The following is a 13730-nucleotide window of genomic DNA, read 5'->3' as shown; positions in this document are numbered from 1 at the left end:
TGAGGGTCTCGCCATTTCGGTGGGGCCCTCACGCCATTCCTGGTATAGCGAATCTCGTTGAGTGGGAATTGTAATAGCGAACACAGAGTCGGTTTATACACACAGAAGCCCGGCACCATGCGGTGCAGGGCTGAATTGCGCTATGGCCGTAAGGCTGATCGGCCGTAGCGCCAGTCGTCTAGCTGATTAGACGACGGTGCGGGTACGCGTTCGAGCGTTGCGACGCTTCAGTGCACGACGTTCGTCTTCGCTCATCCCACCCCACACGCCAGCGTCCTGTCCGGACTTCAGGGCCCAGGACAGGCAATCGGCGGTGACGGGGCAGCGAGCGCAGACCAGCTTGGCATCAGCAATCTGCGCGAGCGCAGGACCACTGTTACCCACCGGGAAAAACAGCTCAGGGTCCTCGTCGCGACAGATGGCATTGTGGCGCCAGTCCATTCCTCTGCTCCTTTGCTAGGGCGTGCCGCATGGCTCTGCCCCTCGGGTTTGTGGTCCGTTCACTTGTGCGTCTCGAATGTTTCCGCACGGTTGCTTGTGAATGCTTTCACGAACACCGTAGATGTCAATAGATACCTAGTGCACCGTGGGGAAGCTCACGCTGTAAGGCCCCTGCAAGGCGGGCCTGCCGAACCATTTGTACTCGGTCGTGCGGGTTTTCGCAGCGCAACCGCAAGGTTTCTCAGGTGTGTCGAGCCGTCTAGGGCTTCGGCGCGACCACATCGAGGATATCCGTTGCGGCTGTGAAATTCACCATGTTGCGCCGACCAATGAAGTCGCCATCGATTTGCAGCCCGAGGGGTTCGGTGGCCACGACACGTACCGCGGGCACGTCGTCTTCCCGAAACAATTTGTGTCCCTTGGGGTTTCCATCGGTTGCCAGCAACTGGCGGGCAATCAGCAGGGTGGGCACGATCCCCATGGTGCGCATGGCAAACACCCCGAGACCGGATTCGAAGGTAGTCGCCGGGTTGGTCCTGACCGGCGTGTTGTCCAGATACGTCCACGGGCTGGTGTTGGTCACGAATGCGTAGTGCACGTCCGTGACCGGTTCGTGACCCGGAATCTCCAAGCGCACCTGGGGAAGACTGCGCGCGGCCTTGAAGAACTGTCTGACTGTGGTGCGCAGATAACGTGCGGGCGTCGCGGCTTTCCCGTTGGCGCGCTTGGCATCGATGGCCTCGCACACATCGGCGTCCAGGCCCACGCCGGCGCTGAAGGTGAACCAGCGGTCGTCGGCCAGGCCGAGCCCGATGCGCCGATCCGTCTCTGCCGCCAGCAGATCGATGAGCTGATTGGTGGCGGTCACCGGATCCTGTTCGATGCCCAGCGAGCGCGCGAACACATTCGCCGAACCACCCGGAATGATGCCCAGTCGCGGCAGCCATTCACGCTGCGGCGCATCGGGCAGCGGCAGGAAGCCGTTGATGGTCTCGTTCACCGTGCCGTCGCCGCCGTGCACCACGATCAGGTCCATGCGATTGTCCGCGGCCCAGCTCGCGAGCTCGGCGGCGTGCCCCCGCCGTTCGGTGTGCACAACAGTCAGCTGCGTGCGGCTTTCCAGTGCGTGAGCGAGCAAATCGCGAGTCGCCGGAGTGGTCGAGGTGGCATTCGGATTCACGATCAGCAGCGTTCGCACGGTGTCTATCTTGCCTCCGCTTCGCTCCGGCGGGTTCGCGGCCCTGCACCGAGCCGGGCCGCGAACTTGAAGTGCGACTTGTCGAATCGTGGGGGAGTGCAGATGGTCTGCAGAACGACAGGCCGTCGTAGGCTGGGCGCGTGGCTGAGCAGAACTCCGGCGAGCAGAACGTGGCGCCGACAACCGAGGTGGCGCCGACAACGGTCCGAGCGGCGGGTGTGCTGGTGGCCGTGCAGGGCGCGGCGGCTGTGATCTCGGGGATCGTCTTCGCCGTCATGGGGGTGACCGGGTCGGCGCACAATGCCAAGAACAGCTATCTCACCGCGGGGTACGCGGTGATCGTCGGCGGCGCGGTGCTGGCGGCGGGTCTTGGGCTGTGGCGCGGTCGTCGCTGGGGCCGGGCCATCGCGGTGATCACGCAGCTGCTGCTGCTCGGCGTCTCCTGGTTCATGGTCACCTCGGATCGCTTCGATCTCGCGGTCCCGTTCGCCGCGGTCGCCATTGCCGGGCTGGTGCTGCTGTTCGCGCCCGCGTCCAATCGGTGGATGGCCGCCGGATACGACCTTCCCCCCGAGTAGGTCGAGCGTCCGGGAACGGTGCGTAAAGCGTGCTGAACGCTCCGTAGCGGCTTGCGGACGCTCGAGCCTGGCCGAGTTCCGGATCGGGTCAGTCGTCGGCGTGTGCGGCCAGGCGGCTCAGTGCGCTGCCCGCCAGGCGGAACCCGGTCCACTCGTCCTGGGCGACCGCGCCCAGGGCCCTGTAGAAGTCGATGGACGGCGTATTCCAGTCCAGCACCGACCAGTCGACCCGGCTGTAGCCCTGCTCGACGGCCTCGCGCGCCAGCGCCGCGAGCAGATCGCGGCCGAGTCCGAGCCCGCGCGTCTCCGGCTTGACGAACAGATCCTCCAGGTAGATGCCGTGCACGCCGGTCCAGGTGCTGTAGTTCAGGAACCAGATGGCGCAGCCGGCCACGCCCATCTCGCCCGGGCCCTCGGCGACGTGCGCGAAGACGGCCGGGTTCGGGCCGAACAGGGCGGTCTCGAGCTGCTCGGGGGTGAGGGTGCACTCCTCGCGCAGCTTCTCGTAGTCGGCGAGGTCGTAGACGAGCTCCACCAGCGCGGGGATATCGGCAGGGGTGGCGCGGCGGATCATCGCTGGGGTCCTTCCACCTGTGCGGTCAGGTTGTGCGCGAGCACAGTTCGCGCGTCGTAGTCGTAGCCGAGCACGGTGATCGCGGCGGTCGAGAGGAAGAACCTGCGGCCCTCGATCACATCGAATTCCGCCCAGCGGGCGATCAGCACGCGGGAGAAATGCCCGTGCCCGACCAGCACCACATCGCGATTCGCGAGTTCCGGCAGCACCGAGGCCAGGACCCGATCCGCGCGCGTGCGCACCTGTCCGGCGTCCTCGCCCTCGGGGGTGACGCCGGTCCAGATGGTCCAGCCGGGCGCCATTTTCTGGATCTCCAGCGTGGTCAGGCCCTCGTATTCGCCGTAGTCCCACTCGGCCAGATCATTGTCGATGTGCACCCCGGTCAAACCCGCCAATTCGGCGGTGCGGGTGGCACGTTGGCGCGGGCTGCTGAATACCAGTGGATCGTGCAGGTCCAGACCGGCCAGCAATTTCCCGGCAGCGAGGGCCTGTTCCTCCCCGGCGGGCGTCAGCGGAATATCGGTGCGCCCCGTGTGCTGGCGCGACGCCGACCACTCCGTTTCGCCATGTCGTAGCAATATGAGCCGAAAATCGTGTGCTGACACGACTCGATCATGCCTGACAATCCTCGCGACTCCGGCACCGGCGCACGGAAAGACTCCGGCACCGGCGCACAGAAAGGATCGCGGCGCAGTCGGCGCCGGGCGGTGGTGGCGGGCGGCTATCCGACGCCGAGCGCGTAGAGCTCGGTACCGCGCTGTTCGAGAATGGTCGGGCCGACGGCGGCCAGCGAAATGGGTTCATTGTGATAATCGCTGCGCTGCACCGAGATCCGGTTCGTCTGCGCACCGGTGGTGGGATCGAGTGCGGCCAGGCCGTCCGGAATCGGAACCAGGAGCTGGCCGGAAAGCAGTGTGGGAGTGCCGAGTACGTGCTGCACACCCCACAGCGGATCGAATGTGGTGGCATTCAGGGCGATCAGATTCTCGCCGGTATAGATGAAGAACGCGGAACTCAGGTGGCTGACCGAAGCCTTGTCCGACAGCGGCGCGGAAAGCTGGTGCGTGGCAATGGAATTACCCGATACATCGTAGATCGCCAATTGCGGTGCGGTGGTGCCGGTTCCGGGAAGGTAGACAGCGATTCGGCTGTCGGACACCGCGAGTACGCGCGCACCGTCGACCGCGCCGCCGGGCTCGGTCAGCACGTGTGTGCCGTATTCCTCGGGGGTGGTCGAGTCCTTGGGCGCCGGATTGAGAATGGTGAGCCGGTCCGCACCGTCGCCCGGGCAGCGCTCCAGCACCGCGAGGCGGCTCGGCGCCGAGGACGCCGAGAGCAGGGCGCAGCCGGTGCGCGGTTGCGTGCGCGGATTGACCGGGGCGTCGACCTTGCCGTATTCGAGCGTGCGCACCAGATCCGAACGCCACATCTCGAGCCGGTCGCTGCCCTGCGCCAGGGCGTAGGTGCCGTCCACGGACAGCTTGATCGCCTCGTCCATATAGCTGGACCGCGCGGCCAGCCGTGCGCCGGTCTCCGCATTGAGCATGGTGGTCTGGCTGCAGCCGCGGTCGTCCCGATAGGTGGCGATGACCGTGCCGAACTGGGATTCCATGGCGCACAGCGGCATATCGCGGTGGTACTTCCACACCTGCTGCCCGGTCTGCGGATCGCGGCCGATCACATCACCGCCGTCGGCGGTGACCGCGACCCCGCCCACGGCGATCGCGCGGGCGGTCGCCGCATCCGGTGCATGCCACAGTTCGCGCACGCCCTTGGGGAGCTGCTCGGGAGTGGGTGGTGCGGAGCGGGTCTGGCTCGTGGTCACCGATGTGGTGTGGCGCACATCGCTGCGCCAGCCGACCACCGCTGTCGCGATCGCCACCAGGGCGACGATCGCGACAGCGGTCAGAATATCGGCGCGCGTTCGCCGCTCTGGTGCGAGCACGACAGCGAGACTAGCCGATTCGTGCCGCTACGCCGAGGCGGCGACAGCGGTGTCGGTTGCGGCCCCGGAGGATTCGCCGTTCACCTCGGCCTTGCGCCGCCGCGGCCGCTTGGCAGCGGTCTCACCGTCGCCCGAACCGTTGCCGGCAGCACTCGAATCGGCCACCGCATGCACCGCCTCGACATCCGCCGTGGCGACCTTGCGAGCCGCCCGCTTCCGCGCCGGAGCCTTGACGGCCTCCGCCTCGGCGGCAACGTCGGCCGCAGCGGCCTTACCGGCCTTCTTGCGTGCGCTCACCTTGACCGGTTCGGCCTCGACCGCCGCGTCGGCGACCGCAGCCGCCGCCTTGCCGGTCTTCTTGCGAGCGCTCGCCTTCACCGGCTCCGCCGTCACGGCCGCGGTCTCGACCGCGGGCTTCCCGGCCTTCTTGCCTGCGGCCGCCTTGGCGGGCGCGGCGGCAGGCTCGGCCGTGACCTCGGCGGTGGCAGCCTTGCCCGCACGCTTCCGAGCGGTCGCCTTCGGCTCGGCCACAACGGCTTCGGCGGCGGCAGCCACCTGAGTGCCCGCATCCGCCGCGGCAGTCTTCGCGGCCTTCTTACGCCCGGCAGCCTTCGTCGGCTCGGCGGCAACGGCCTCGGCCACGGCCACGGCATTCCCCGCAGCCTTCCCGGCCTTCTTGCCTCCGGCGGCCTTGGCAGGCGCGACAGCAGCTTCGCCGACGGTATCCGCCTGAGCGACAGCATCCGCCTTGGTGGCCCGCTTGCGCCCGGCAGCCTTCACCGGCTCGGCGGCCACGGCTTCGCTCACGACCTCTGCCGCAGCCTTGCCTGCCTTCTTGCCTCCGGCGGCCTTCACCGGCTCCGCCGCAACAACCTCGGCGGCGGCCTTTCCGGCCTTCTTACGAGTCGCGGCCTTGGCAGGCTCGACCGCAGCAGCTTCGGAAACCTCGGCCGCAACCGCGGTCTTGGCCCGTCCCGCCCGCTTCGCAGGTTCGGCCGCAACCGAATTCGAGTCCACGACATCCGCGGCAGTTGCCTTCGCACTCTGGCGAGCGCGCTTGGGAGCCACACTCTCCACAACCGCAGCAGCCCCGAGCTCACCGGAACCATGTGCCGCAGCAGCAGATTCAGCGACAGGAGCCGCCGTCGCCCGCCGGCGACCCTTGGCGGGGACAGGCTCGCCGGTGGCGACGACTGTGGCGGGTTCCACGGAACCGTTTGTGGCAGCGGCCGATCCGTCGACCGCAGCGGCCGGAGCCGCCGTCGCCCGGCGGCGACCCTTGGCCGGGGCGGGTTCGCCGTCAGTGACTGTGGCGGCGGGGACCACGGAACTGCTTGCGGCAGTGGTGGATCCGCTCGCGGCATCACTGGGAGCCTGAGCCGGGCGGCTGGCGCGCCGCCTGCCCGTGCTCTTGACCGGCTCGCTCACAGCTTCCGCCGTGACAACAGCATCGGCGGAACCCTGTGCGGCAGCGGCGGTATCGGTAACCACATCGCCGGGGGCGAGTGCCGGGCGACTGGCCCGGCGTCGGCCCGCACGCTGCACCGGAGCAGCCACCTCAGCCGCAGCGGGGGAGCTGGCGGGCGCAGCCACTTCAGCGGTCACGTCAGCCGCAGCAGGGGAGCTGACAGCAGGCGCAGCCACTTTAGCGGTCAGGCGAGCCGCAGCGGGGGAGCTGGCGGGTGCAGCCACTTCGGCGGTCACGTCAGCCGCAGCAGGGGAGCTGACAGCGGGCGTGGCCGACGTCGCGGAAACATCTGCCGCGCTGGCGGCAGCCTTGGTGGTACGTCCGCGAGTACGTCCGCTGCTCTGGACTGCTTCGCCTGCGACATCGGTGGTGACTGCCGGTTCGGTGGTCGCGGTGTGTGAGGCGACAGCCTCATCGCTTCCTGCCGGAGTCGCAGTCTTGCCGGTGCCACGGGTGCGCTTCGCCGGTGCGATTGTCTCGGCCGAATCCACTGGGGCCGCAGTTGAATTCACTGTGGTCTCGGTGGTCGACGCATCGCCGGTGGTGTCGGCCGAGCCGTTGCCGGTTTCGGTCGTCGCCTTGGTGCGCCGGGTGCGAGTGCGCTTCGTGGGTTCCGAAGTGCCCTCGGCTGCGACGGGCGAACCGTTGGTGGCGGGTGCCTCCGGTGCGGCCTCGGCCACAGCGTTGGCGACGGCCGGAACGGCGGTGGTCACCGAGTCGGCGGTCGCGTGGACCGAACCGTTGGTGCTGCCCGTGGTGTTCGCGGTCTCGTCCGAGCCCCGGCGGCGGGTGCGGCTGCGAGCGGAGCGGGCTGCGGGCTCGGCGGAGTCGGCGACTGCTGCCGGGCTCTGCTCGGCATCGCTGAAAGCGATTGCCGTGCTGTTGGATTCGGTGACAGCGGCTGCTGGGACCTCGGCGGTGCGGTCCGAAACCGCGCTGCCGGAATCCGCGACGGCATGGTCCGAAACCTCGGCATGGCTGCCCGAGCCGTTGCTGCTCGCGCCATTGCTGTCGGCCTGGCCGCGTCCGCGTCCGCGCCGATTGCGCCTGCGGCGACCTTCGGTCCTCGGTGCGTCGGTGTCCGACGCCGGAGCGGCATGGGCGACCGACTCGCCGGAATCAGCCACTGCCTCAGCGCCATTGGCGACTGCCTGGGCGGAATCGGCGACTGCACGACCGGAATCGGCGACCGCACGACCGGAACCGGCGACTGCCTGGGTGGCATCGGCCGGGGCCGCACCGTTTCCGGCGACGGTCACGACGCCATTACCGGCCACGGCGGCATTGTCCGCGCCACCGCGTCCACGACGGCGGCGACGACGGCCCGGCCGCTCCGAGGAACCCTCGGCATTGCCCGAATTGCCTTCGGACGCAGTCGATTCGGCCTCGCTGCTATTGACCTCGAAGCCGGGCTCACCGGCACGCGCCCCACGGGTGCGCTTGCGATTGCGGTTGCGCGGTGCGCGGCTCTCGCGCTCCACGACCACGGCGTCCTCCTCCCGCACGACCGGGCGCTTGCGCACGATTCCGGTGGTGCCGGCGGGAATGCCGAGTTCCTCGAACAGATGCTTGGAGCTGGAGTACGTCTCCACCGGCTCGGGCATGCCGAGCTTGAGCGCCTGGTCGATGGAGGCCCAGCGCTTGAGCTCGTCCCAGTCGACGAAGGTGACGGCCACACCGCTGCGTCCCGCGCGGCCGGTACGGCCGATGCGGTGCACGTAGGTCTTCTCGTCCTCGGGGCACTGGTAGTTGATCACGTGCGTGACATCGTCGATATCGATACCGCGCGCGGCGACATCGGTGGCGACGAGCACGTCGATCTTGCCCTCGCGGAACTTCTTGAGCGCCTTCTCGCGGGCGATCTGCCCGAGGTCGCCGTGCACCGCGCCGACCGAGAAGCCGCGCTCGGCCAGATCGTCGGCCACCTTCTGCGCGGTGCGCTTGGTGCGGGCGAAAATCATGGTGGCGCCGCGGGTTTCGGCCTGCAGGATGCGGGCGACGAGCTCACTCTTGTCGAGCGCGTGCGCCCGGTAGGCGAACTGCGTGATGCGGTCGGTGATCGTCGAGTCGTGCGGCTCCTCGGCCCGAATGTGGGTGGGCCGGTTGAGGAATGTGCGCGCCAGGGTGATGATCGGCCCCGGCATGGTGGCCGAGAACAGCATGGTCTGCCGCTGGTCCGGAACCATATTGAGAATGCGCTCGATATCGGGCAGGAAGCCCAGGTCGAGCATTTCGTCGGCCTCGTCCAGCACCAGGACCTGGACCTTGCCCAGAATCAGATGCTGCTGTTCGGCCAGGTCCAGCAGTCGTCCCGGGGTGCCGACGACCACATCGACGCCGGCGCGCAGCGCGGCAATCTGGGTGTCGTACGGGCGGCCGCCGTAGATGGAGGTCACCCGCAGCGGGGTGCCGTCCGGTGCGGTGGCGTACTTGCTGGCGTTCTCCAGATCGGAGGTGACCTGCATGCACAGCTCACGCGTCGGCACGATGATCAGCGCGCGCGGGGTGCCGTCGAGCGGAATGGTGCCCGAGGTTCCGGAGCCGATGCGGTGCAGCAGCGGCACGCCGAAGCCGAAGGTCTTGCCCATACCGGTGCGGGCCTGACCGATCAGGTCCTCACCGGCCAGCGCGAGCGGCAGGGTGAGTTCCTGGATGGCGAAGGTGCGGTCGATGCCCATTTCACTCAGCGCGCGCACGATCTGCGGGTTGACACCCAGTTCGGCGAAGGTGGGGGCAGTGTGGGTTTCGTCGAGCTCCGCCGTCAGTAGCGTGTCTGCCACGCCCGGCTCCTGCTCTACGGTGATCTTGCTCAGGGTTCGTGCCTTCCTCGTTTTATCGCGTCTCGCGCGCACGAGGTGGGGCGGACCGGTCGGTCCGCGACGACCACTTGATCCGGGTTTCTGTCGCCGCTGCGGGATACCCATCCGGTGTGATTCGGACTGGCATCGACCTGGCGCGGCGGACAATGTTGCGGATCGGAGTGCGCGCACATTTTCCGTGGACTACGGCCGCCCGAGCACCGGTTCACGGTGTATCCGGCAAACTCGTTCGAGCGAAAATTTCCGTTGTCTGCGGAGATTGTAGCGTGATACGGTCTTCGCCCCTTTTTCCGCCACCGCAATTGCGCAGCGGTATAACGCTGGTAGGCGCGATTGCGGCATATCGCCGCCGCCCGCAGCAGAACTTCGCACCCGCGTTAAGGATTGCGCCGCACCGCAATTGGCCCGCGCACCGAGCATACCCCGCCTGGTCGACAGTTGGATTGCTCACATAGGTGTTACAAGCTGTAGCACCATGTGCGAAGTTGTGCGAGTGAGCCTGGCAGACACCGTGAGCACCGCCGCGCGCAACGCGTGGGCCCTGACCTTCGGCACCGGCATCGGTGCACCCGAACCCACCCCGTCGACGGTGGTATCGGTCGCACCGCATCGGGAGCTGCGCCGCTACGACGGTACCGCCGCAGACGGCGCGGGCGCCGACGATCCGGCCGTACTGCTCGTGCCGCCGCTGGCCGCACCCGCCTTCTGCTTCGATCTGCGCCCCGACCAGAGCATGGCGCGCTTCCTGCGCGATACCGGCCGGGCCACCTACCTGGTCGATTACGGCGAGATCACCTTCGAGGACCGCCGCATGGGCTTCGAGGACTGGATCGACGACATCCTGCCCGAGTCCATCCGCCAGGTATCGGCCGATCGCGGCGGGCGCGCGGTCGATCTGGTGGGCTGGTCCATCGGCGGCGTCCTGGCGCTGCTGACCGCCGCCGCGGATCCGACGCTGCCCATCCGTTCCATCACCGCCGTCGGCGCCCCGCTGAGCTACGACCACATGGTCGGCGTGCGGGAACTGCGCGCGCTGGCCCGGCTGGACGGCGGCCGCACCGCCACCGCCGCCATTCGCGCCACCGGCGGCGTCTCCGCGCAGCTGACCCGCATCGCCTACCGCGCCACCGCCTGGGACCGAGAACTCAAGCGCCCCTTCTTCATTGCGAGCAATCTGACCGACACCGCGACGCTGGCGCGGATGGAGACCATCGACCGGTTCCAGAATTCGCTGCCCGGATATCCGGGCCGGTTCTACAACCAGCTGTGGGGCCGGTTCATGTTGAACAACGACATCGGCAAGGGCGTAGTGCATTTCGGTGATCGCACCATCGCCCTCGCCGATGTCACCGTGCCGGTGCTGCTCGTCGGCGGCCCGACCGATGTGATCACCCCGGCCGCGGCGGTGGAGCACGGCCTGACCACACTGACCGGATCACCGCAGGTGCGCTACGAGACCGCGCCCGGTTCCCACCTCGGTCTGCTTTCGGCCCGCGACACCACCTGGACTTATCTGGACAAGTTCTTGCGCGACCTCGCTTAGTGAGGTGCGGGTTTCAGATACCGGGAACCGTTGGAAACGGCCGCTTTTCGGGCCAGGACTGGCGGTTCAATTTCCCGAGCGTGTAGTTGGCGACCAGCACATCGGTGATCTGCCGGGCGATGAGTTCGTACACCGCCTGCGTGGGGTGGGCGAGATCGCTGGTGGTGAGGGCGCGGCGCAGAGCCGGGGGAGTGTCATCGCGCATGCCCAGATAGGGCACCGGCCCGTGCTCCTGTGCCAGCGGGGTGAGTTGGAAGGTGGTCGCACCGTCCGCGACGACCTGCATCCAATCGGACATGCGCACCAGCGAGATATTGCCGGGTGTCGCGCCGGGTCCGTCGTGGAGGCCGGGGCCGGGCGGTGGCCAGTGCGTCGCGAGATAGCCGAGCGCGTCGTTGAACTTGGCGACGTTCTTCACCGCCTTCTCCACCGCGGCATCACCTTTGTCGGCGGCCTTGTCCTGGAAGCGCACCGACACCAGGGGGCTGGGCAGGTCGATGAGAATGAAGTGCTCGTTGCCGGGATTCGTCGGGAACGAGTTCGGGATGGAATTGACCAGCTGGTAGATCTCCTCGATCAGCGGCCCGACACCGGTGCCGGGTTTGTCCACCCGCCCGGACAGATTGTCCGGAACGGGGCGCTCCGCGGTAATGAGGTCATTGAGTCCGATCCACATGATGTGCAGCGTCGGCCCGGTGAATTGGTCCTGCGCGGTGCCGGCCATGACCGCCTTGGTGGGGGCCATCAGCGCCCGGCGCGCCTTGATGTATTCGGCGACTTGATCTTTCAGATATCCGAGCGCTCCGGCCTTCGGCTTCCAGTCCGAGGCCGCGATGGCGCCGCCCTGCGCGTAGTTGGCATAGCGCACCGGCGCGAGATTTCCGGTGTGCGTGCCCAGTACCACTGAGCTGTCGCTCAGCGTCCGATGCGGGGCGGTCGCCTCCTCGGTCGTCTTCCGGTCCTCGCGAATGAGCGATTCGCCGCCTATCCATTCGACCAGGAAATCGGCCCAGTTCTTGCCGTCGCTGTAGCGGCCGACCTCATTGGTGCGCATCATGCCGGCCGCGCGGGCGAACATTCCGCTGGGCGCTTCGCGTTTGATGCCGATATCCGAGAGGCTGTCGCCCAGAACGATCAGATTTTGAATTGCGGTTGGCATGGAGTTCTCCCCACCGGAGGGTTTCGTACCGGTAACCCCGGGCGCCGAGCCGACAAGGGGCCGGTATGATCATGAAATTGCAAGTGGCGCAAGGCCTTCCGAATATTTCGAGGGTACGCCGCACAATGTCTCGCCGATGGGTGATTGGCGTTCAGGATCGCGGACTAGGGTGGGGGCCATGGGAGCAAACTCGTCTACTGCGCTGGGCGCCGCGTCGGAATCGGCCGACGACCGGGTCGCCGCCAGTCACCCCGGAGTCACCGACCTTTTCGCGGTTCTCGCCTACGGTGAGATCTCCGCCTTCTATCGTCTGGCCGAAGAGGCGAAACTCTCGCCCTCACTGCGCGGCAAGGTCGCCGTCGCCAAGATGGCCGCCAATGAAATGGGCCATTTCGAAACGCTGGAACTGGCGCTGGCCGCCCGTGGCGCCGAGGTATTCGACGCCATGGCCCCGTTCGTCCGCGCCCTGGACGCCTATCACGCCTCCACCGACCCCTCCACCTGGTTGGAGTCGATGGTCAAGTTCTATGTCGGTGACGGTATCGCCGCCGACTTCTATACCGAGATCGCCGGCGCTCTGGCTCCCGAGGTCGCCGACGTGGTGCGCGATGTGCTGGCCGAGACCAGCCATTCGGAATTCGTCATCGAAGAGGTGCGCACCGCGGTCGAGCAGAATCGCTCCGAGCGCGACCGGCTCACGCTGTGGGGTCGCCGCCTGCTCGGCGAGGCGATCACCCAGGCGCAGTACGTCATGGCGCAGCGTGACGAACTGACCGAACTGGTGCTCACCGCGACCGGTGATCTGAACGGTATCGCCGTGCTCTTCGAGCACATGCAGGACAGCCACGCCGAGCGCATGCGCGTCCTGGGTCTGGGCTAGCCCCGCTCCCCGCGAAAAAGAAATGCCCCGCTGAGAAAATCAGCGGGGCAATTGCTTTGTGCTCGTCAGACGGCGGCGAAGCCGACCCGGCCGGCGGCCGCGGCACCGATCTCGACATACGCGACCTTGTTGGCCTGGATCAGGAACTTGCGGCCCTTCTCGTCGGTCAGCGCCACGACGCCACTCTCGCCCTGCAGCGCACCGGAAACCAGTGCCTCCACCTCGGCGGGCGTCTGCGAGCTATTGATGATCAGCTCACGTGGGCTATCCGAAATACCGATCTTGACCTCCACGGCCAACCTCCGAACCTAGAGTCCTGTGCTGTCCACGCCAAGGCTAGTGCAGCCGCACGGGGGCGCGGCAGAGACCGCCCTGCGCTCTGAGCGAACGTGTGCCCGGTGAACGACCCCGTATGCCCGGCGATGTCCTCGAGGGCCTGCTCAGTCGATCGGGTGCAGCGGGATGTGCGAGAGGCCACCCCAGCAGAGCGCGACCGTGGTGTCCACGGCCTCGTCCTTGGGGATCGGCCGATCGGCCTCCAGCCAGTAGCGGGCACTGAACTGGCTGGCGCCCACCAGGCCGACCGCGAGTACGCGGGCGCGATACGGGTCCAGGCCGGAGTCGTGGGCGACGAGGTCGAAGACCGCGTCCACACACGCCTCGGTGGCCTGCTCCACGCGCCGCTGCACCTGCGGCTCATTGGTGAGGTCCGATTCGAATACCAGTCGGAAGCCCTGGGTTTCGTGATCGACGAAGTCGAAGTACGCCTGCACGGCCGCGCGGACGCGGAACCGGTTTTCGGTGGTGGAGCGCAGCGCCTGGCGCACGCTCGAGACCAGGGCGTCGACATAGTTCTGCAGCACGGCCAGATACAGCTCGAGTTTGCTCGAGAAGTGCTGGTACAGCACAGGTTTGCTGACGCCTGCACACTGCGAGATCTCGTCCATGCCGGCGGCGTGGTAGCCGCGGAGGACGAAAACCTCACCCGCAGCGGCCAGCAACTGTGCGCGACGGGCCTCGCGGGGCAGTCGGGTGCCGCGCTTTGTCGGCGCCGTAGCCTCGGATGACGTGCGGTGAGCGGTCATCCGGTCCACGAGGTCAGTCATTTTCCGATCTCCCAGTCGA

Annotated in this window: 11 protein-coding genes and 1 pseudogene; 3 read left to right on the top strand and 9 right to left on the bottom strand. The window is 67.5% G+C overall.

From position 1 onward, the window contains the following. Positions 1–186 precede the first annotated feature (186 nt). Complete coding sequence (locus tag OG326_RS37255) at positions 187–441, bottom strand: WhiB family transcriptional regulator (protein ID WP_067659745.1); 255 nt, start codon at positions 439–441, stop codon at positions 187–189. A 259-nt stretch (positions 442–700) separates the two neighbouring features. Then, the gene (locus OG326_RS37250) at positions 701–1639 is read right to left on the bottom strand and encodes a diacylglycerol/lipid kinase family protein (protein ID WP_327141805.1); all 939 of its coding nucleotides are present in this window, start codon (positions 1637–1639) and stop codon (positions 701–703) included. 140 nt (positions 1640–1779) lie between these two features. Between OG326_RS37250 and OG326_RS37245 the strand changes: the two genes are divergently transcribed. Continuing rightward, positions 1780–2217 carry a hypothetical protein gene (locus OG326_RS37245; RefSeq protein WP_327141804.1) on the top strand — a complete coding sequence of 146 codons (438 nt, stop codon included), beginning with the start codon at positions 1780–1782 and terminating at the stop codon, positions 2215–2217. Between the two features lie 88 nt (positions 2218–2305). Here the strand turns inward: OG326_RS37245 and OG326_RS37240 are convergent, their stop codons facing one another. The 4 genes and pseudogenes from OG326_RS37240 to OG326_RS37225 all read right to left on the bottom strand — a co-directional run. After that, positions 2306–2791, bottom strand: a complete 486-nt coding sequence (locus OG326_RS37240) for a GNAT family N-acetyltransferase (RefSeq protein WP_327141803.1) — start codon at positions 2789–2791, stop codon at positions 2306–2308. Further along, on the bottom strand, positions 2788–3396 hold the full coding sequence (locus OG326_RS37235) for an acid phosphatase (RefSeq protein WP_327141802.1): 609 nt from the start codon (positions 3394–3396) through the stop codon (positions 2788–2790). The genes OG326_RS37240 and OG326_RS37235 overlap by 4 nt, the downstream gene beginning before the upstream one ends. Before the next feature lie 116 nt (positions 3397–3512). Continuing rightward, positions 3513–4736: an Rv3212 family protein gene (locus tag OG326_RS37230; protein WP_327141801.1), complete on the bottom strand. Its 1224-nt coding sequence runs from the start codon at positions 4734–4736 to the stop codon at positions 3513–3515. Positions 4737–7624: 2888 nt separating this feature from the next. Next, positions 7625–8984: pseudogene (locus tag OG326_RS37225) on the bottom strand (DEAD/DEAH box helicase); the annotation flags it as partial. Between the two features lie 532 nt (positions 8985–9516). Between OG326_RS37225 and OG326_RS37220 the strand changes: the two are divergent. After that, positions 9517–10566, top strand: a complete 1050-nt coding sequence (locus tag OG326_RS37220) for an alpha/beta fold hydrolase (protein WP_327141800.1) — start codon at positions 9517–9519, stop codon at positions 10564–10566. Positions 10567–10579: 13 nt separating this feature from the next. On the opposite strand, the gene OG326_RS37215 is transcribed toward OG326_RS37220, so the two are convergent. After that, positions 10580–11725 carry an SGNH/GDSL hydrolase family protein gene (locus OG326_RS37215; RefSeq protein WP_327141799.1) on the bottom strand — a complete coding sequence of 382 codons (1146 nt, stop codon included), beginning with the start codon at positions 11723–11725 and terminating at the stop codon, positions 10580–10582. 178 nt (positions 11726–11903) lie between these two features. Here OG326_RS37215 and OG326_RS37210 point away from each other — a divergent pair, with 178 nt between their 5' ends. Continuing rightward, entirely contained in the window at positions 11904–12605 is a 702-nt protein-coding gene (locus OG326_RS37210; RefSeq protein WP_297612848.1) for a ferritin-like fold-containing protein, read from the top strand. Positions 12606–12670: 65 nt separating this feature from the next. Here OG326_RS37210 and OG326_RS37205 read toward each other — a convergent pair whose 3' ends face one another. Beyond that, a complete protein-coding gene (locus OG326_RS37205) occupies positions 12671–12898 on the bottom strand; it encodes a DUF3107 domain-containing protein (protein WP_327141798.1) in 228 nt (75 codons plus the stop codon). A 147-nt stretch (positions 12899–13045) separates the two neighbouring features. After that, positions 13046–13711 carry a TetR/AcrR family transcriptional regulator gene (locus tag OG326_RS37200; RefSeq protein ID WP_297612854.1) on the bottom strand — a complete coding sequence of 222 codons (666 nt, stop codon included), beginning with the start codon at positions 13709–13711 and terminating at the stop codon, positions 13046–13048. Positions 13712–13730: the final 19 nt, after the last annotated feature.

This window comes from Nocardia sp. NBC_01327 (genome assembly GCF_035958815.1).
Taxonomy (GTDB): domain Bacteria; phylum Actinomycetota; class Actinomycetes; order Mycobacteriales; family Mycobacteriaceae; genus Nocardia.
The sequence above is the reverse complement of the archived record's forward strand: the minus strand, read 5'-3'. Positions and strand labels throughout refer to the sequence as shown.

Excerpts from the sequence above, each read along its gene's own strand:
- OG326_RS37200 (WP_297612854.1), bottom strand. The coding sequence starts at position 13,711 with ATGACTGACCTCGTGGACCGGATGACCGCTCACCGCACGTCATCCGAG.
- OG326_RS37240 (WP_327141803.1), bottom strand. The coding sequence starts at position 2,791 with ATGATCCGCCGCGCCACCCCTGCCGATATCCCCGCGCTGGTGGAGCTC.
- OG326_RS37215 (WP_327141799.1), bottom strand. The coding sequence starts at position 11,725 with ATGCCAACCGCAATTCAAAATCTGATCGTTCTGGGCGACAGCCTCTCG.
- OG326_RS37255 (WP_067659745.1), bottom strand. The coding sequence starts at position 441 with ATGGACTGGCGCCACAATGCCATCTGTCGCGACGAGGACCCTGAGCTG.
- OG326_RS37210 (WP_297612848.1), top strand. The coding sequence starts at position 11,904 with ATGGGAGCAAACTCGTCTACTGCGCTGGGCGCCGCGTCGGAATCGGCC.